General features: G+C 70.1%; 13 protein-coding genes. 8 read left to right on the top strand and 5 right to left on the bottom strand.

The genetic code is table 11. The annotated features are described in order from the left end of the window. Positions 1-391 precede the first annotated feature (391 nt). From AB1L88_RS16090 to AB1L88_RS16065, 6 genes are all read left to right on the top strand, one after another. Positions 392-1,198, top strand: coding sequence for a CvpA family protein (locus AB1L88_RS16090; protein WP_367097697.1), 807 nt, complete (start codon positions 392-394; stop codon positions 1,196-1,198). Between the two features lie 79 nt (positions 1,199-1,277). After that, positions 1,278-3,599, top strand: a complete 2,322-nt coding sequence (locus tag AB1L88_RS16085) for a DUF6798 domain-containing protein (RefSeq protein WP_367097696.1) — start codon at positions 1,278-1,280, stop codon at positions 3,597-3,599. Between the two features lie 263 nt (positions 3,600-3,862). Continuing rightward, entirely contained in the window at positions 3,863-4,891 is a 1,029-nt protein-coding gene (locus tag AB1L88_RS16080) for an ABC transporter ATP-binding protein (RefSeq protein WP_367097695.1), read from the top strand. A 37-nt stretch (positions 4,892-4,928) separates the two neighbouring features. Further along, entirely contained in the window at positions 4,929-5,456 is a 528-nt protein-coding gene (locus AB1L88_RS16075; RefSeq protein ID WP_367097694.1) for a hypothetical protein, read from the top strand. 18 nt (positions 5,457-5,474) lie between these two features. Continuing rightward, complete coding sequence (locus AB1L88_RS16070) at positions 5,475-5,666, top strand: hypothetical protein (RefSeq protein WP_367097693.1); 192 nt, start codon at positions 5,475-5,477, stop codon at positions 5,664-5,666. 229 nt (positions 5,667-5,895) lie between these two features. Then, complete coding sequence (locus AB1L88_RS16065; RefSeq protein WP_367097692.1) at positions 5,896-6,957, top strand: ABC transporter permease; 1,062 nt, start codon at positions 5,896-5,898, stop codon at positions 6,955-6,957. On the opposite strand, the gene AB1L88_RS16060 is transcribed toward AB1L88_RS16065, so the two are convergent. From AB1L88_RS16060 to AB1L88_RS16045, 4 genes are all read right to left on the bottom strand, one after another. Further along, positions 6,838-7,716 (bottom strand): hypothetical protein, encoded by an 879-nt coding sequence (locus tag AB1L88_RS16060; protein WP_367097691.1) that lies wholly within the window; start codon positions 7,714-7,716, stop codon positions 6,838-6,840. The genes AB1L88_RS16065 and AB1L88_RS16060 overlap by 120 nt on opposite strands. Before the next feature lie 4 nt (positions 7,717-7,720). Next, a complete protein-coding gene (locus tag AB1L88_RS16055; RefSeq protein WP_367097690.1) occupies positions 7,721-8,641 on the bottom strand; it encodes an aminotransferase class IV in 921 nt (306 codons plus the stop codon). A 133-nt stretch (positions 8,642-8,774) separates the two neighbouring features. Beyond that, on the bottom strand, positions 8,775-9,704 hold the full coding sequence (locus AB1L88_RS16050; protein WP_367097689.1) for an RNA polymerase sigma factor RpoD/SigA: 930 nt from the start codon (positions 9,702-9,704) through the stop codon (positions 8,775-8,777). A gap of 473 nt (positions 9,705-10,177) precedes the next feature. After that, the gene (locus AB1L88_RS16045) at positions 10,178-12,148 is read right to left on the bottom strand and encodes a thioredoxin-like domain-containing protein (RefSeq protein ID WP_367097688.1); all 1,971 of its coding nucleotides are present in this window, start codon (positions 12,146-12,148) and stop codon (positions 10,178-10,180) included. Positions 12,149-13,138: 990 nt separating this feature from the next. On the opposite strand from AB1L88_RS16045, the gene AB1L88_RS16040 reads away from it, so the two are divergent. Beyond that, positions 13,139-14,620, top strand: coding sequence for an ATP-binding protein (locus tag AB1L88_RS16040; protein WP_367097687.1), 1,482 nt, complete (start codon positions 13,139-13,141; stop codon positions 14,618-14,620). Between the two features lie 711 nt (positions 14,621-15,331). Continuing rightward, positions 15,332-16,132 (top strand): polyprenol monophosphomannose synthase, encoded by an 801-nt coding sequence (locus AB1L88_RS16035; protein WP_367097686.1) that lies wholly within the window; start codon positions 15,332-15,334, stop codon positions 16,130-16,132. Positions 16,133-16,319: 187 nt separating this feature from the next. Here AB1L88_RS16035 and AB1L88_RS16030 read toward each other — a convergent pair. Beyond that, the coding region (locus AB1L88_RS16030; RefSeq protein ID WP_367097685.1) for a hypothetical protein at positions 16,320-16,952 on the bottom strand (633 nt) is incomplete at its 5' end.

Here is a 16,952-nt window from a genome sequence, read left to right as displayed (position 1 = left end):
TTGGCAAGCCGAAGATCACCGGTCCCGGCGGGAGATTCCTCACTCCTCCTCTCCCTCTCCTCTCGCGTCGCTGCGACTCTGCGCGAGTTCCCTCCCCGTGCATGGCCCCCCTGGCACCTCACCTCCCGGTCCGATCCGGCCCTCGGTGGAACCTCCCCGCGACGCCCCGTCGGGGCCCGGTCGCCCTTGTGCGATCGCTCGAAGTGCGGAATGATCAAGCCGACGGGGCATCGCGGTTGCAAGACTCATCGGACGCCTTGCCGGCCGCCGATCGTCCTCTCGAAAACGGGCCGCGAGCGGTTTTTCCCCAAGATCCGCCCCCCGACACCGAATATGTCAGTATTCAGGATCGAGTGCGTCTTGCCTGGGTGGGCGGAAGGATGAGATTGCGATGGGAATGGACGTCATCCTCGGCGCGATGGTGGTGATCGCCGCCCTTCGGGGCTGGTTCCGGGGGTTCTTCGCCCAGGCGATCCGCATCGGGGGCCTGGTCGGGGCCGTCTACCTCGCCGCCCCCGTGCGCGACCTGGCCCGGCCGATCGTCGCCGCCCGCCTCACGTCGATGGGGCCGGAGCTGCTCGACCGCCTGCTCTGGTGGGTCGCGTTCGCCCTCGTCTTCGTCGTCCTCTCCGGCCTGGCCACCACCGTCCTGTCGGCCTCCCGGCGCCGGATCGCCTCGGCCTCCGGCATGGCCGGGCCGTCGCACCGGGGCGACCAGTCGGCCGGCGCCCTGCTCGGCGCGGCCAAGGGGGCGATCGTCGTCGCCTTCCTCGTCTCGGCCATCCAGCCGTACACGCCCGACTACGTCGCCTCGGGCGGGTGGGTCGGCGAGCAGGTCGAAACCTCGTACGTGCTGGCCTTCTCCGCACGCTACGAGCCTGCCCGACGTCTCTGGGAGGCCGAGCCGGTGCAGGCCCTCGTCGCCCACGTCCGCGAGATGGGCCTCGGCTCCGCCGCCGCTGCCGACGCCGAAGGTGATCCCGAACCCGCCGACGAAACCGAAGAACAGACCCGCCGCGCCTTCGCCGTCGACGCCTCCGAACCGCAAACCCAGGCCCGCGCCCCCTCGCGTCGGGCCGCCCCGCTGGCGGTCGAATCGAAGCCCTCGGCCGAGCCGCAGTCCCTGCAAGAGGCCCTCGAAGACGTCCGCCGCGACCTGGACAAGCTCGACGCCCTGCGCAACCTCGTCCCCCGCTGAGCTTGACCCCCTCGCCAATCGTCGGCACACTCCCAGGCCGGGCATCCTGCACAGACGATCGCCCGGGGGGAGTGTTTCCATGCGAGACGGATCGCCCAATCTCGACCCGCCCGAGCCAACCGTTCGGCCCTCGGTCCGGCCCGCCCCGACCTGGGTCGCCTACACCTTGCTGTTCGGCCTCTCCCTCAGCCTCGGCGGCTATCGCTCGCTCGACGGCGACCAGGCGTACCGGCTCCCCTTGCTCCTGCACCAGCAAGATCCCGCCGTCTTCGCCGCCGACCCCTTCGTCCGCGCCTTCGACGCCTTCAATCCCCACCAGGGCTATCTCACCCTTCTCGACTACCCAAGCCGCCTGATCGGCCTGCCCGCCGCCCTGTTCCTGCTCTACGCCCTGACCTACGCCATCACCTGCGTCGGCGTCCGATTCCTCGCCCGATCGCTCTGGCCCGGGTCCGGCGAATGGGTCGCTTTGCTTTCCGTCGCCCTCCTCCTGCTGGCCGACGCCGGCAACATCGGCACCAATCACCTGTTCGAGCCGATGCTCCTCGACCGCCTCATCGCCTTCGGCCTCGGCTGGGTCGCGATCGCCCTGTTCCTCTGCTGCGGCTCGTCGCGAGTTCCCTCCCCCTCTCTCTGCTCACCGGGCGAGGTTCGCAACGCACATTCCGCCTCTTACGCCGCTCCCCTTCTTCCTCCCTCTCCCCGCAAGCGGGGAGAGGGCCGGGGTGAGGGGTCCCCGGATGGATCGCAACGCCTGACGTCCTTGCAATTGGCCCCCTCACCCGGCCTCCGGCCACCCTCTTCTCCCCCGCAAGGCGGGGGCGAGGGTCGGAGTTTGTCCGCATCTCCCCGCTCGCGGGGTGAGGTGTCCCCGTCCCTCCCGAAGCAAACAAAACGGCTTCGAACGCTGGCCATCGCCGTGCTCATCGGCCTGGCGGGCCTGGTGCATCCGGCCCTCGGGATGCAACTGGCCATGCTCCTCGCCGCCGGCTGGCTGCTGGCCCTGATCGCGCCGGGACGATTGGCGATCGCCCGACCCTCGGCATTGCTCGGAATGACGGCCTTGGTCGTGGCCCTGCTGCCGACGGTCCTCATCCAGGCCCCCCAGAAAGCCGCCCTGTTCGAGGGGCTCGACCCGGAGACCTTCCGCCTCCTGAGCTTCACCGTCCAGGGGCCGCAACACATGCTGCCGCACCTCTGGCGGCCGATGCAGTGGCTCGCCTGGCTCTGCTACCCGGCGCTGGCGATCATGACACTCTGGGACCTCGGCCGGCCCCTCTCCCTCGCCCGGACCCGGTGCCTGGCCTTGCTCGGCATCCTGCTCGTCGCGCTGGCGGCGGCCTGGGCGGCGATCGAACTGCTCGGCGACCCTCGCGTCACCATCTTCCAGCCGTTCCGCATGGCGACGGTCGTCCGGGGGCTTTGCCTCGTCCTGATCGCCGAGCGCATCCGATCGCTCGCCCTGCTCGGCGGTCTCGGCGGATTGCTCCGGGCGGCGTTGCTGGTGTCCGGCCTCGGCAGCGACGGGGCGATGGTCGTCGCCGTCGCGACCGAGTTGACCTGGACACTCGGCGATCGCCTCCGCCTCCCCCGGGCCGCCGCCCCGTCCGCCCTGGCCGTGCTGCTCGGCGGGATCGTCCACCTGATCCGCCACGACCCGGACGCCGGATACCTCCCCCTCTTGCTCGGCATCGGCGCGGCCGTGCTGATGGGGGCCTGGCGCCTCCGGGGCCGACCCTTGCCCGCCTGGACCCCCGGCCGTGCCCTCCGGCTCACGACGCTCGCCTTTGCCGTGCCCGTGCTGGCCGCGATCGCCGCAATCCTCCCGGCCGACGGCCCCGATTGGCTCCGCACCGGCCGCGACGCCCTCATCAGCCGCTGCCGCTTCGGCGAATCCCCCACCAACGACGTCGAACGCCTGGCCCTCTGGGCCCGATCGCACACGCCCCCCGACGCCCGGTTCATCGGCCCGCCCGGTCCCAAAACCTTCCGCCTCTGGTCGCGTCGCGAGGTCGCCTTCAACCGCGCCGCCAGCCCCTACGACGGCCGCGGCCTGGCCGACTGGGCCCGCCGCTTCGCCGATCACGTCGCCTTCGAAGGGGATGTCGCCGCCTTCGCCCGCGCCTATCTCGCCGATCGCCACGCCCTCGAACGCCGCTACCAGGAGATGCTCGCGTCCGACCGCGCCTCCCTCGCCCGCCGCCAGGGGGCCGCTTACATCCTCGCCGCCGCCCCCGGTGCCGACGATTCGGAAGCTGCGTCCCTGGAGCTGCTCCGGGTCGATGGCCGTTACGCCATCTACCGCCTCCGACACGCCCCCAATCCCGCCCCGCCCGCAACGCTCGCGGATCGCCGCACCTCCGGCACGGACCTCGCCCAGCGTCACAGCACCGCGGAGTAATCCACCCATTCCATCAGCGTGAAGGATCGGATCTCGCGCAGGGACGCGGAGCCGCAGAGTCACCGAGCCTTTCCACCCCCTCCGTCAGATCTCCGAACTCACCCGTCCTCAATCCCTTCCTCTCCCTCTCCTCTTCTCCCCGTCTCTGCGCCTCTGCGCGAGATCCGATCCCTGTCCACTCACCCTCCCACTCGCTAAAATACCCCTTTCGATCCGATCCCCTTCGCCTCCTCGCCCGCTGTCGCCCCCGAGTCTTCATCCCCATGCCCACCCCTCCCCCCGGCGACCTGGCCATCCGCGTCCAGGACCTCCGCAAGGTCTACCCCGCCCGCACCGGCCCCGTGGTCGCGGTCGACGGCCTGGATCTGGAGGTCGTCACCGGCGAGTGCTTCGGCCTGCTCGGCCCCAACGGCGCGGGCAAGACCACCACCGTCGAGATCCTCGAAGGCCTGAACGACGCCACCAGCGGCTCGGTCGAGGTCCTCGGCCGCCGCTGGGACGCCGAGGCCGACGCCATCCGCGAGCGCATCGGCGTCACGCTCCAGGAAACCCGCTTCCCGGAGAAGATCACCGTCCGCGAGCTGCTCCGTCTCTTCCAGAGCTTCTACCGCTCCGGCCCCGATCCCGATTCCCTCATGCCGCTCGTCTCGCTGGAGGCCAAGGCCGACGCCTACGTCGAGACCCTCTCCGGAGGCCAGCAGCGCCGGCTTGCCGTGGCCCTGGCCCTGGTCGGCGACCCCGAGCTCCTCTTCTTCGACGAGCCGACGACCGGCCTCGACCCCCAGGCCCGCCGCCAGCTCTGGGACGTGATCCGCAACCTCCGCCAGCGGGGGCGGACGATCGTCCTCACCACGCACTACATGGACGAGGCCGAACGCCTCTGCGACCGGATCGCCATCGTCGACCACGGCAAGGTCATCGCCCTCGGCACGCCCAACGAGCTGATCGCCCGGCTCGGCGGCGAGCACATCATCGAGTTCAGCCTCGGCGGCGACGGCCCCGCCTTGCTCCCCGAGGCCTTCGCCGACCTGCCGAGCGTCGCCTCCTCCCGCACCGAAGGGGACGCCTTCGCCCTCGCCGTCCACGAGCCCCACGCCGCCATCCCCGCCCTGCTCGATCGCCTCGAATCCCAGGGACGCCCCTTGCTCCGCCTCACCACCCGCCGCGTCAGCCTCGAAGACGTCTTCGTCGCCCTCACCGGCCGCCACCTCCGCGAAGACGGCATCGACGCCACCAACGGCGAGTCCTCCCCCCCCGGTCGCGGACGCCGACGACGCTCGAGGGCGGGCTGATTGATCAATGAGTGATTGGGAAAGCAAGGGATCTTTGATGGATAGGTTCGCTCGGGTCGTGCTCGGCTATCATGGCTGCGAGCCCGAGTTCGCCGATGCGCTGATCGCCGGCGAGCTTCCGGTCTCGGAGTGGAAGCCGAGCGAGAACCCCTTCGATTGGCTCGGCAGGGGGATCTATTTCTGGGAGTACGCCCCCGAACGGGCGAAGGCCTGGGGAAAAGGAGGGGTCGTCGGGGCGTTGATCCAGCTCGGCAAGTGTCTGGATCTGACGGATACAGGCTACACGATGCTCCTGAAGGGCGCGTATCACTCGCTCCAACAGATCCGGCTAGCCACCGGCGAGCCAATGCCCAAGAATAAGGGTAAGCGTCGGGACCTGGATTGCCTGATCATCAACGAGCTATTCGCGTATGCAGATCGGGACGGCATGACCTTCCAGTCGGTCCGCTGTCCGTTCCTTGAAGGAGAGCCGGCGTTCCCAGGATCGGCGATTCTCCAGGAATCCCATATCCAGATCGCCGTTCGCGATCCCGCGTGCATCGTCGGGGTCTTCCGGCCCACCTGAACCGAGAGGAGTCCTACGATGGCCGACCCGGAGATGGTCGAACAGCTCAAGCGGGCCCTTGAACGCCGACTGGCCCAGCCCCCCCTGGAGCGTCGAGCCGACCTGATCGCCCGAGGCGTGATCGACGAACACGGCCGCGTGCTGAAGCGAATGCCCGAAGCCCCGAAATCCTCGTCCGCGAAGAAACGAACAGACGAGAAGACTCCCTGACCCTGACCCGGCGGGGAAACCGGAAGCCGATCGCCCGGCTGACCTCGGTTGAGCCGGTCCGCTGGCACCAGTGTTCCCGAGCGACTTTCACGCCTGACTTTATCGATGCTTGACAAGGCGGGCATGTGACGATTTGATCCCGGCGCGACGGTTCAAGGAATCGTCCCCCCGACCCATTCCCAGTCCTGCCGCTCAGACAGCGCCACCTCCCTGGACGAAGCCCCCTCCCATGCCCCGCTCCTCCTCCCTCTGGCAACTGTACCTGGCCCGGCTCCGCGAGTTTTACCGCCAGCCGGCGCGGATCTTCTGGGTCTACGGCTTCCCGATCGTCCTGGCCGTGGTCCTGGGACTGGCGTTCAACTCGGGGGCGCCCGAGGTGGTGGTCGTCGACCTGGTCGAGACCGACGAGTCCCGAACGATCTTCGGCCTCGTTGCCTCGGCGGTCGATCCCGAGGACGGCCGGGTCGGCGTGGCCCTCAACCTGGTCGGGCCGGAGGAGGCGGCGATCCGGCTCCAGCGCGGGCAGACCCCCCTCGTCGTCGAGCCGACCGGCCCCGACGCGGTCCGCTACCGCTACGACCCGACCCGGCCCGAGGCCCTGGCCGCCCGCGCGGCCTTCGACGACGCCTACCAGCGGGCGCTCGGCCGCGAGGACGTGGCCGAGACGACCAACGCCATCATCGACGAACCCGGATCGCGCTATATCGACTTCCTCATCCCCGGCCTGATCGGCGTCAACGCCATGGGCGGCGGCCTCTGGGGGATCGGCTTCCTGCTGGTCAACTTCCGCATCGGCAAGCTGCTCAAGCGGTTCCAGGCCACGCCGATGCCCCGCCGCAATTTCCTCCTGGCGGTCCTCGGCGCCCGGATCACCTTCCTCATCCCGGATCTCGCCATCCTCCTGACGCTCGGAGTCGTCGGCTTCGGCATGCCGATCCGGGGGAACCTCGGCCTGGTCATCCTCATCGACGTGGTCGGGGCGCTCGCCTTCGCCGGCATCGGCCTCCTGGTCGCCAGCCGGGCGCAGACGACCGAGACCGTCAGCGGCCTGATGAACCTGGTGATGATCCCGATGTGGCTCTTCTCGGGGGTCTTCTTCTCCTACGAGCGCTTCCCCGAGGGCATGCTCCCGTTCATCAAGGCCCTGCCGCTCACGCAACTGGTCGACGGCCTACGGCGCGTGATCCTCGAAGGGGCGACCCTGATGGACGTCGGCCCGAACCTGCTCATCCTCGCCGCCTGGGCCGTCGCCACCTTCGTCATCGCCCTGCGGATCTTCCGCTGGAGCTGAGGAATCGACCGCAGGAGTTTCGACCGGCTCCGGCTCCGGCTCCTGTTCCGGCTCGAACCGAATGACCGGATGCAGGAAGACCTCCAAAAAATCCCCCCAGAACCCGCGCGGCCCCGCCGCGTCGCGCAACGGGGGGACCTCTTCCTCGCTCACGAGCTGCACGAAGAACGACGCCTTCGCCAGCAATTCCACATCGAGGAACCGCGACGACGACTGCGGCGGCAGCTTCTCCAAGGCCTCGCGCCGATGCAACCGGCAGGGGGAATGCACGTCGCGCAGCGGAATCGCGAACAAAAACGCCCACGGCCGGCAGGCCAGCCATCGCGCCACCCGTCCCAGGAACGACCGCCGCCGCCGGCCGAGCACATGGTCGGCGTGGTCGATCGCCTTGAGCAACGGATTGAGATGGGCCTCGGTCCACGGTTCCAATGCCGTCGTCACGAGCACGAGGGGCAGATCCGCCCCTTGCAGCCCTCGCTTCAGGCGATCGGCCCGCGACTCGTACTTGAACGGCTCGACGACCACCCGCACCGGCCGACCCCGACCGCCGAGCAATTGCCGCAGGCGATCGGCGACCGCCTCGGCGCGTTCCTCGTCCTCGGTCAGCACGATGGCCCAGATCCCGGCCGTCTTCGGCACCGCCTCCCGGACGGCGTGGGCGTCGAGCGGGTGCAGCGGCTCCTCCGGGCTCGTGCCCGAGGCGGCGAGGGCGTCGGCTTCCGTTGCGTCCGATTTCGGCTGCGGTTCGGGCTCGGCCAAGGGGTCAGGCTCCCGCGCTGGAGGCACCGACCGGCGACCCGGCCGCGATCGGTTCCCGACCGCCTCGGAAGCGCTGCACCGCCTCCGAAAACCCCGAGACGAGCCGACGGGCGATCGGCCCCGGCGTGCCGTCGCCGATCGTCGTGTCGTCGATCCGGGTGACGGGGACGATCTCCAGCGTCGTCCCGCTGAGCATCACCTCGTCGGCCCGGTTCAGGTCGTCGAGGCTGATCGTCGCCTCGGCGAACGGGATGCCGAGCGCCTCGGCCAGCTTCAGGATGAACCCCCGGCTGGTCCCCGGCAAGATCCCCGGCCCCTCCGGCGTCCCTTCCAGGCGTCCCCCGCGCACCCAGAGCAACGACGAGTGCGTCGCCTCGGTCACGATCCCGTCCCGATCGACCAGGACCGCCTCGATGCACCCGCCTTGATGCGCCGCCTCGTTGGCCAGCACATTGCCGAGCAGGTTCACCGACTTCACGTCGCAACGCTTCCACCGCAGGTCGGGATGGCTCACCACCGGCACGCCCGTCTGCCGACGCTCGGCGGTGCTTGCGTCGTCATAAGGGCCGACGACGATCAGCTCCGTCGGCGGGGTCCCCGGCTCCGGGAATCGGTGCCGTCGCGGGGCGACCCCCCGGCTGATCTGGATGTAGACCGTCCCTTCCTCGACCCCGCTGGCGGCGATCGTCCGGTGGATCCGGTCGGTCAGCCCGCCGAAATCGACCCCTTCGATCCGCATCTCGTCCAGGCTGCGCGTCAGGCGGGCCAGGTGTTCGGCCTCCAGCCACATCCGGCCGCCGTAGAGCCGCATCACTTCGTAGATCGCGTCGCCGAACAGGAAGCCGCGGTCCCAGACCGGAATCCTCGCCTCCGACGCGGGCATCTGCTCGCCATTGAGGCAGGCCAGGGGCTCGATGGACGACATTGGCACTCTCAAGGTCACAAGGCCCAGGAACGACAGGTCCGATTGCGACCACGATACCCCGACGCGGGGGGCCGAGACAAGCAGACCGCCGGGCGGACGCGAGCGGCCCCCGTTCGATCGCCCGTCGGCGGGGTCAGCCCGCCATCGCACCGACCGGGACGGCCCGGCACTCCGTGGCCTCCTGCCAGGCGCGTTTCAGTTTGCGGAGCGCCGCGGCCTCCAGCTTCCGGACCCGGTCCCGGCTCACCCCCAGGGCCTGGCCGATCTCGTTCAGGGTCTTCGGCGGGTCCTGGTCGAGGCCGAGGTGCATCGTCAGCACGTCGCGCTCGATCGGGTCGAGCAGGCTCAAGCCGTGTTGCAGCGCTTGCCGCGACTCGTCGTGGTCGAGCCGCGCCTCGGGGCCTTCCGCCTCGGCGACGGCCTCGGCGAACAGCGTGTTCTCCTCCGAATGCGACCCGACCTGGCACCGGTGGGCCTGCAAGGCGTGCTCGACGATCTGCCGCTGGGCCGGGCTGAGGCCCAGGCGGTCGGCGATCTCGTCATGGCTCGGCGGCGTCCCGAGCCGCTGCGACAGCTCGCGCTCGATCCGGTTCCACTTCGTCAAGAGGTTGATCAGGTAGACCGGCAATCGGATCGGCGCCGTCGTGGTCTTCAACGCGTGATGGATCGATTCCCGGATCCAGTAGCTCGCATAGGTGCTGAACCGCACGCCGAAGCCGGGGTCGAAATCCCGGGCCGCCCGCAAGAGGCCGAGGTTCCCCTCCCCCACCAGATCCTCCATCGGCAGGCCCCGGCCGAGGAAGTCCCTGGCGATGACCATCACCAGCCGCAGGTTGGCCAGCGCCAGGCGCTCGCGGGCCTCCTGGTCCCCCCGGCGGCTCGCCTCGCCCAGGGCCTGCTCCTCCGCCGCGCTCAGGAGCGCATAAGGGTGAATCTGCTCCGAATACGCCGCCAGCGGGCGATCGCGACCGCCCGGGTCCCGACGGTCCCGGACCCTCCTGCCCCCCCCGGCCGGGGGCGTCCGGGGCCGCTCCGGTGCGAATGAAGTCCCGAGCCCGGGCAACGTCGCCCGACTCGTCGCGGCCCGTCGTCGACTCTCGGAAGTACTGCTCAGATGCGACATGGGAGTTCACCTTCGAACGTGGCGGCGCTCGGGCCGCATTCCCATCGTCCCTTCGGTCAAGATTCCCGGCCGGCCCCGCGGATCGCGGCCGGCAAGGCCCCGGTCTCTCTCTACAGACGTCCTGCAACCGCAACCGCAACCGAAATCGAGAGCGACCGTCGTGGTCGCCTGACTCACCACGCTGCCTGAACGCAAAAACCCCGATGACCGAGGGACGCGTCCCTCCGCCAACGGGGCCATCATGACCCGACAGGATCAGGCACTCGCCGCCATGGCGAATGGTTCGATTAGGCTTAGTCTCTCGAAGTAGAGCGTGCTTGTCAACAAAATAAAGCAGAAGTTTCTCGGAACGAAGACCGGTGCCATCCTCTCAACATTCAGAAAGCGAGGATGGCACCGGTCTTGCGCGGGAATCAGTCTTTCTTGGCCAGGGCCTCGTCGAGCTGCCCCTCGGCCTCGGTGGCCGATCGGACCTCGCGGTCGACGACCGTGCCCGAGGGGTCGACGAGGATCATCGTCGGCAGGGAGATGATGCCGAACTCGTCGGCCAGTCGGCTCTCCATCCCGCCTTCCTCGACGATCGTCCGCCAAGGGCCCTGCTCGGCGAACGACCGGGCCGAGTCCGGGTCGCCGTCGAGGCTCACGGCGACGACCTCAAGGGCGTCCTTGCGGCGCTCGGCCAGGCGGGCCAGCTCGGGCAGCTCCCGCTGCGTCGGCGGCGACGACCCCGCGCCGAAGACAATCAGGACATGCTTGCCCTTCATGCTCGCCACGTCGATCGTCTGCCCGTCCGGCCCCGGGCCCGACAGCGCGATCGGCTTGCCCTCCAGGTCGAGCCGGGTCAGGGCACCGGCCCCCTTGCGGCCCGAGGGGGTGTCCGGGTGCTCCTTCGCCAGGCGTTGGTAGACCGCCCGGGCCTCGTCCTCGGCGCCGTTGAACTCCTTGATGCTCGCCAGCTGGAACAGGGCCTCGGGCACCTCGGCCGACTTCGGATAGTCCTCCAGGAACCCCTCGAGCCCCTCGATCCAGGCCTTCTGGGCCTCGACGAGCTTCTCCGGGTCCTTCGAGGCTTGCAGGCTGTACTCGGCCGGGATCAGGCGGAAGGCGGCATACGAGCCGAGCGCCCCGCCCCCCTTGACGAAGTCATCCAGCACGCGCTTCGTCGCCGGGCCGATCTGCGGGTCGCCCGTCTGATAGGCGGCGGCGAGGCTGTTGATCGCCTCCTTCTCGTACTCGATCCGGTCGGCGTCGGAGGCCGCGGCGATCACGTCGCGGAGCTTCCGGACCCGCTCGTAGTGATAGGTGGCGATCTCCTTCGCGTTCCCCTTGGCGAAGATCTCGACCGCGCCGGCGTCGTACTCGGCCAGGGTGCGGAGGGCCTGCTCCAGCTCGGGGCTGACCTGCGAGGCGACGGCGCCCCCCGACCCCCCCTCGCGATACAGCCAGGCCCGGATCCCCTCGTACGCGACGATCATCTCGGCCTGCGACGGATCCGGGTTGAACGCCCGGGGCAGGCCGACGAACTTCCAGACCTCGCCGACCTTCACCAGCTCGGGGACCTGCAAGTACGCCACCTTGCCCAGGTCGGTCATGCCGTCGGCCTCGCCGGCGAAGATCACCGAGTTCTCGAACAGGAGCACGTCATCCTTCAATGCCGCCGACGCATCCGCCGGGATCAGGTGCGGCATGTCGGCGTCGAACCGCAGCCAGGCGGTCGTCTTGGTCCAGCCCCAGCCCCCGAGCGCCTTCGACAGCGCCTCGACCGCCGCCGGGCGCTCGCCGGCTTCCTTGCGGATCTGCTCGACCAGCCCCTTCGGCAGGCCGAGGCCCGCCAGCTCGTCGGCCGAGGCCATCACCGTGTTCAGCATCGCCTGGTCGCCGGCCACGAGGGCGTCGACCAGGACCTTGCTCGCCTCCTGGGCCGACAGGCGACGCCACGAGGCGATCTTGCCCCCCTCGACCACGGCGATCCGCGTCCCGGCCGTGTTCAGCCAGCGCGACTCGTCGATCTTGCGGTCGTCGTTGTAGTCGACGTCGCGGTAGACCTCGAACCCGTCCCGGTAGTAGCACCACTGGTCGATGTTGCGGTCGCCGCTCACGTCGATGAACCGGCGCAGGGTGCGGCCCTGGGCGTCCCGGATGACGACCGTCACCCCCTTCACACCCCCCCCCACGCGGGAGGCCGGCAGCACCTCGGCGGTGCTCGCCGCGATCTCGGCCGGGTCGGTGGGCGTGTCGTACTCGACCCCCCGCTGGACCGGCCGGTTATCCTTCAAGATGCTCGCCACGTCGAGCTGCTGCGCCATCGAGGCTCGGCCGGTCGACAGGCCAAGCACCACGGCGGCGGCGGCCATGGCCGCGGACCGGAAGCGGGCGGCACGCATCGGCTCCTCCTTCACCTTTTTTTGCGATTCACGAGCGGTGATCCGAACCGCACGATACGTTCTTGGATTCAACACGCGAACACGTCTGGCTCGATGCCGGTCGGGCCTGGCCGGGTCGGGGAGTCGACCGCTCCATCACCGCGATCGCGATCTCGATTGCGAGAGCGAGAGCGAGAGCGATCGCGGCACGATCAAGGGGAGGGCCGGGCCCTGCGGCCCCGTCCTCCCCGTCCCCCCTCCAGGCCCGTTCCAACCGCGCTGACGGGTCTGCTCGTGGCGGTTCCGAAGTCGCGTGCAAACCCGTCCCGATGCCCCCCTTCGAGGGCGACCGGCAATCACGTCTCCCCATCCTTCGGCATGCCAGGAGGCCGGCGTCAACCCTCCGGCCCCGGGTCGCGGCCCGATCGTTCGGGCTGTGCGGGATGCTCGCGTTCTCCCGCCCCGGCCGGGCGGATGATTCGGGGCTGGCGCGATCCGCGGACATCCGGCCGGATGGATCCCGTCTCGTTGCAATCCCCGTTCCAGGCCGCCCCACGACCCGGCCAGGCCCCCCGCCCGATTCGGCCCGAATCCCAACGGCTGTGACGGGTTGGGTCGCCGACCGCCGCCCGCGATCTCCCCGTCCCCGCCCCGGCTCCTCCCCGAGAGCGGCCCGCGAGGCGTTGTAAAAACGTCGCAAGGCGAATCGCCGCACGCACGGCCGATCGCGCGGCCCGACCCGACCCGACCGGCGGTGTGGTCCGGTCGTGCGGGTCGGATCGCGATCGGTCGGGCGACCCTCGCCGTCCCGGGCCGGTTCCGGATCAAGCCCCGGGGCGGTCCCCTCCGATATGAAGGGGGGATGGTTGACCGGGCACCGTTGATCGGCCCGCGTTCGGGTCGCAATCGCAGTCGCAATCGGTCCGATCGGACACCCACCCGGTCGGGCTCGAGAACCGAACGCTCAACGCCGGTCCGCCGGCCCAGCCCAGGATATGGAGAGTGGCGGCGATGGACCGACGAATTGACTCCGCCCGAGGCGCAACGGACTGCGATCGGGCCGGCTCGGGCCCCGAGGCCTCCGTGCTTCCCAGCCGGATCGACGCCCGATCGGCCTGCCTCAGGAGCCTCAGGCAGGGCAGGGGACCCGTCCTCCTGACCGGGGAGGCCGGCGCGGGCAAGACCTGGCTCTGCAGGAACCTGGCCGGGTCGCTCCCCGAGCTGGGCCGCTGGCTCTTCGTCGACGCCTCCCCGTCCGATTCCGGCCTCGACCTGCTCCGCCGCGTCCTCCGCGGGCTCGGCCGTCGCGACGCCGCCACGGTCCTCGACCCCCGCGCCGAGCTGCTCGACGAGCTGGCCGAGCAGACCGAGGACTCCCGCCGCTGGGTCGTCGTGCTCGACGAGGGCCAGAACGCCTCCGACGCCGTCCTCGAGGAGTTCCGGCTCCTCGCGAACCGGCTCGGCCAGGCCGACGGCGTCGCCGGCCTCGTCCTGATCGGCCGCACCGGCCTGGCCCTCCGCCTTCGGGGCCGGTCCTGGGAATCGCTCCAGGCCCGCCTGGCCCTCCACGCCCCGCTCGGGCCGGTCGACGCCGAGGAGGCCCGGACCCTGCTCGAATGGTCGCTGCCCGACCACTCCTGGACCCTGGAGACGATCGAGACGCTCCACGCCCGGGCCGCCGGCAACCCGGCCCGCCTGCTCCGCCTGGCCGATCGGCTCGCCCCCGCCGTCCGGCCCGAGCCGACCCCCCGGGCCGCTCGCCTGGCGTCCCCCCCGGCGGCGGCGACGGCCCCGATCTCCGGCTCGCCCCCCGATCGCGAGTCGACCCCGCCCCGGACCGGTTCCCCCCGGCTCTCCCCCTTCGTGCGACCGCCCGGGCCGATCGTCGCCGAGGCCCCCCCGATCCCGGACGCCCCGCGTTGCGACCCTCCCCGGCTCGGCGAGGCCCGCCCCCCCCTCCGGTTCGAGGACGGCGTGATCGAGGTCGGCTGGGCCGACGCCGAGGACCCCTCGGCCGATCCCGACCTCGGCCCCTTCACCGAGGTCGATGCCGAGGCCGATCTCGACGCCGAGTCCGACGTCATCCTCGCGCCGATCGACCTCGCCGAGTCCCTGGACGACGCCCTGGAAATCGGCCTGCACGCTCCCTCGGCCCCTGCCGGAGCCGACCGACGCCCGATCGAGCCCTCGACGGTGGCGATCGACGACCCCTACGCGGCCATCCAGGCGCAGTTGCAGTGGGCCCTCGCCCTGGAGGCGGCCCGGGGCCTCAACGGGACGCCGGCGGGCGGCCTCGCCGCCCACGACCCGACCCGCGACCCCCGCATCCCCTGTGCCTGCGAAGGGGAGGCGGCCCCGCAGGACGACGCCCGGGAGGGCCTCGACTGGTCGTCCGCCCGGCCCTCGGCGCAGGTCCGGGCCGAATCGGGTCAGGAATTCGCCCCCTATAGCCGACTCTTTTCCCAGTTGAATTCCGCCAACGAGCCGGAGTGATTGCCCGCTCGCCTGGTGAGATTGTCGGGCGATCGGCGGGAAATGGCTCAAACGTGCCTGGACCGATCGCCGATTGAGGGTTACCAAGGAGACGCGAATTCCCGCCCCTCACCGGGCGGGATCGCCGGGAGGGCAGGTGCCGTCGCGCGTTGCCAACGATTGATGCTCCCGTGCCCCCCAATTCCCGAGGGGGGACCTCGCGCATGGTGGTCCCTGGCGAGCGGTTCGGATTCACTCCGGATGCGCGGCCCGGGCCTGCAAAAGGCGGCACCTGCCCGTTCCCGACCCTGTGTCTTCATTCCATCCGGGCGGCCCCACCCGCCCGGCAACCCCGGCCGGCCTTCAGGATTCCCGAACCCGTCCCCGAATTTCAACGCCTCGTCCGTCGCCCGTCCCGTTCGCCGTAGCTCGCCGTTGGGTGCCGTCGAGTCCTCGAAGACGCCCCCCCTCCGGCTCGCCCGGGCGAATCATCCCTGCCGACGGCGTGTCGTCGCAGACTCGGCGACATCCAACGACCCCCGGCAACGGACCGAGGCGCCGCAATCGCCCCGGCAATTGGGCGGACGAGTGGACTGAAATTCCGGTTCGGTTCTGCTAGGCTGGTCCGATGGTAGGGGATGCGTGCTGATGCCCGTGACCGCCCCATTGCGCCCTTCGTCCCGACCGGCAAGCTTGGTGCGCCGATCGGTTTCGCCCCGTCCCGGATCTGTCGTGAGCGACGCGCCCGAACTCGCCACCGAATCCCCGGCCACGCCCCCCCGGCTGGTCGTCTCGCTGGCCACCTACAACGAGGCCGAGAATCTCGTCCCCCTCGTCCGGGCGATCCGCAAGTACGCGCCCCACGCCGCGATCCTGATCATCGACGACAACTCCCCCGACGGCACCGGCCGGGTCGCGGACGAGCTCTGCGAGCAGTTGCCCGACGTCCACGTCCTGCACCGGACCGGCAAGCTCGGCCTCGGCACGGCCATCCTCGAGGCCATGCGCTTCGCCATCCGGGGCGACTACGACCAGCTGCTGAACCTCGACGCCGACTTCAGCCACCCCCCCCGGTTCATCCCCGACCTGCTCGCCGGCATGGACCGCCACGACGTGATGATCGGCTCGCGCTACGTCCCCGGCGGCGGGGTCGAGAGCTCCCTCTTCAACACCAAGCGCAAGCTGATGAGCTGGGCGATCAACACCTACGCCCGCCTTTTGCTCGGCCTCACCTCGCGCGACAACAGCGGCTCCTATCGCTGCTACCGCGTCTCGAAGCTCGCCGAGATGGACCTCGACCGGGTCCGCTCGCGCGGCTATTCGTTCATGGAAGAGATTCTTTACTGGTGCCGGCTCGTCGGCTGCACCGTCGGCGAGACCCCGATCATCTTCGAGGACCGCCGCGCAGGCAAGTCGAAGATCAACACCCTCGAAGTCCTCCGCGCCCTCGACGTCATCCTCCGCCTCGGCCTCACCCGCCCCTTCCGCCGCCGCCCGACCAGCAACTCCCCGGCTCCCACCGTCCGGGCCTGATCCCGAGACTCCTCCCGGGCCGGGCCGCCCGCCAGGGCCCGGTTTCGGGCCCCACAGCCCGACAAAGAGCGTGTTGCCGACGCGGCCCTCAGGGGCGACCGCCTGTGCAGAAACGGCAGTGGTACTCCAGCACGCCCTTCGGGGTAGACGCTATCCGGTGTGTTCGCCGCGGCTTCCCACCTCGCCCTCATTCGATGCCACTGCGGGTCAGCCACGGGATCGGAAGGAAACGTAGCGTCGGAACCACGAGTGCCCAGAAGACCCACAAACTCCCGAGTACCATCAGCAGCCACGAGAACCAGCCCGACGGCCGTCGACCCGACGCGCCTATGGCAAGGAGTAGCCAGACCCCGGCGATCGCTGCCCCGCATGCCACAGAGCCGCGGCCGAGGATGGTGAGGAACCAAAAGCCATTAGCGTAATGACGGGGCCAATCACCGGTGCCGGCGAAGACGAGAACCAAGGCGAGCTGCTGCCCCGCAACGAGGACGAATGCCCCGGTCGCTGCGATGAGTGCCGCGGGTCCGGGTTCGGCGGATTGTTGCCGGAGGGCTGCCCTGTGACGAGCGAGCCAGAGTGCAAGTGCGACCGCCGTACAGCTCCAGAGTGCCAGCGATCCGGTGAACTCGACATATTGGCGGCGGTCCCACGACCTGTGAGCCTCAGCCGGGATGCACCCTTTGACGATCGCGGGAGTCGCCATCACCAACGCGACTGTAGCGATTAGGGCCATCAGGTCGAGCAGTCTCACCTGCCGCGAAGACTTGTGCGGCGCTGACTGCGGCGATGCTGGGGGTATGGTCATCGCTTCCGTCGCCTG

It is taken from the genome of Tautonia sp. JC769 (assembly GCF_040717455.1).
Lineage (GTDB): Bacteria > Planctomycetota > Planctomycetia > Isosphaerales > Isosphaeraceae > Tautonia.
The sequence above is the reverse complement of the archived record's forward strand: the minus strand, read 5'-3'. Positions and strand labels throughout refer to the sequence as shown.

Bases quoted from the DNA above. Each gene is read 5' to 3' on its own strand.
- AB1L88_RS16090 (WP_367097697.1), top strand. From the start codon at position 392: ATGGGAATGGACGTCATCCTCGGCGCGATGGTGGTGATCGCCGCCCTT.
- AB1L88_RS16085 (WP_367097696.1), top strand. From the start codon at position 1,278: ATGCGAGACGGATCGCCCAATCTCGACCCGCCCGAGCCAACCGTTCGG.
- AB1L88_RS16080 (WP_367097695.1), top strand. From the start codon at position 3,863: ATGCCCACCCCTCCCCCCGGCGACCTGGCCATCCGCGTCCAGGACCTC.
- AB1L88_RS16075 (WP_367097694.1), top strand. From the start codon at position 4,929: ATGGATAGGTTCGCTCGGGTCGTGCTCGGCTATCATGGCTGCGAGCCC.
- AB1L88_RS16070 (WP_367097693.1), top strand. From the start codon at position 5,475: ATGGCCGACCCGGAGATGGTCGAACAGCTCAAGCGGGCCCTTGAACGC.
- AB1L88_RS16065 (WP_367097692.1), top strand. From the start codon at position 5,896: ATGCCCCGCTCCTCCTCCCTCTGGCAACTGTACCTGGCCCGGCTCCGC.
- AB1L88_RS16055 (WP_367097690.1), bottom strand. From the start codon at position 8,641: ATGTCGTCCATCGAGCCCCTGGCCTGCCTCAATGGCGAGCAGATGCCC.
- AB1L88_RS16045 (WP_367097688.1), bottom strand. From the start codon at position 12,148: ATGCGTGCCGCCCGCTTCCGGTCCGCGGCCATGGCCGCCGCCGCCGTG.
- AB1L88_RS16040 (WP_367097687.1), top strand. From the start codon at position 13,139: ATGGACCGACGAATTGACTCCGCCCGAGGCGCAACGGACTGCGATCGG.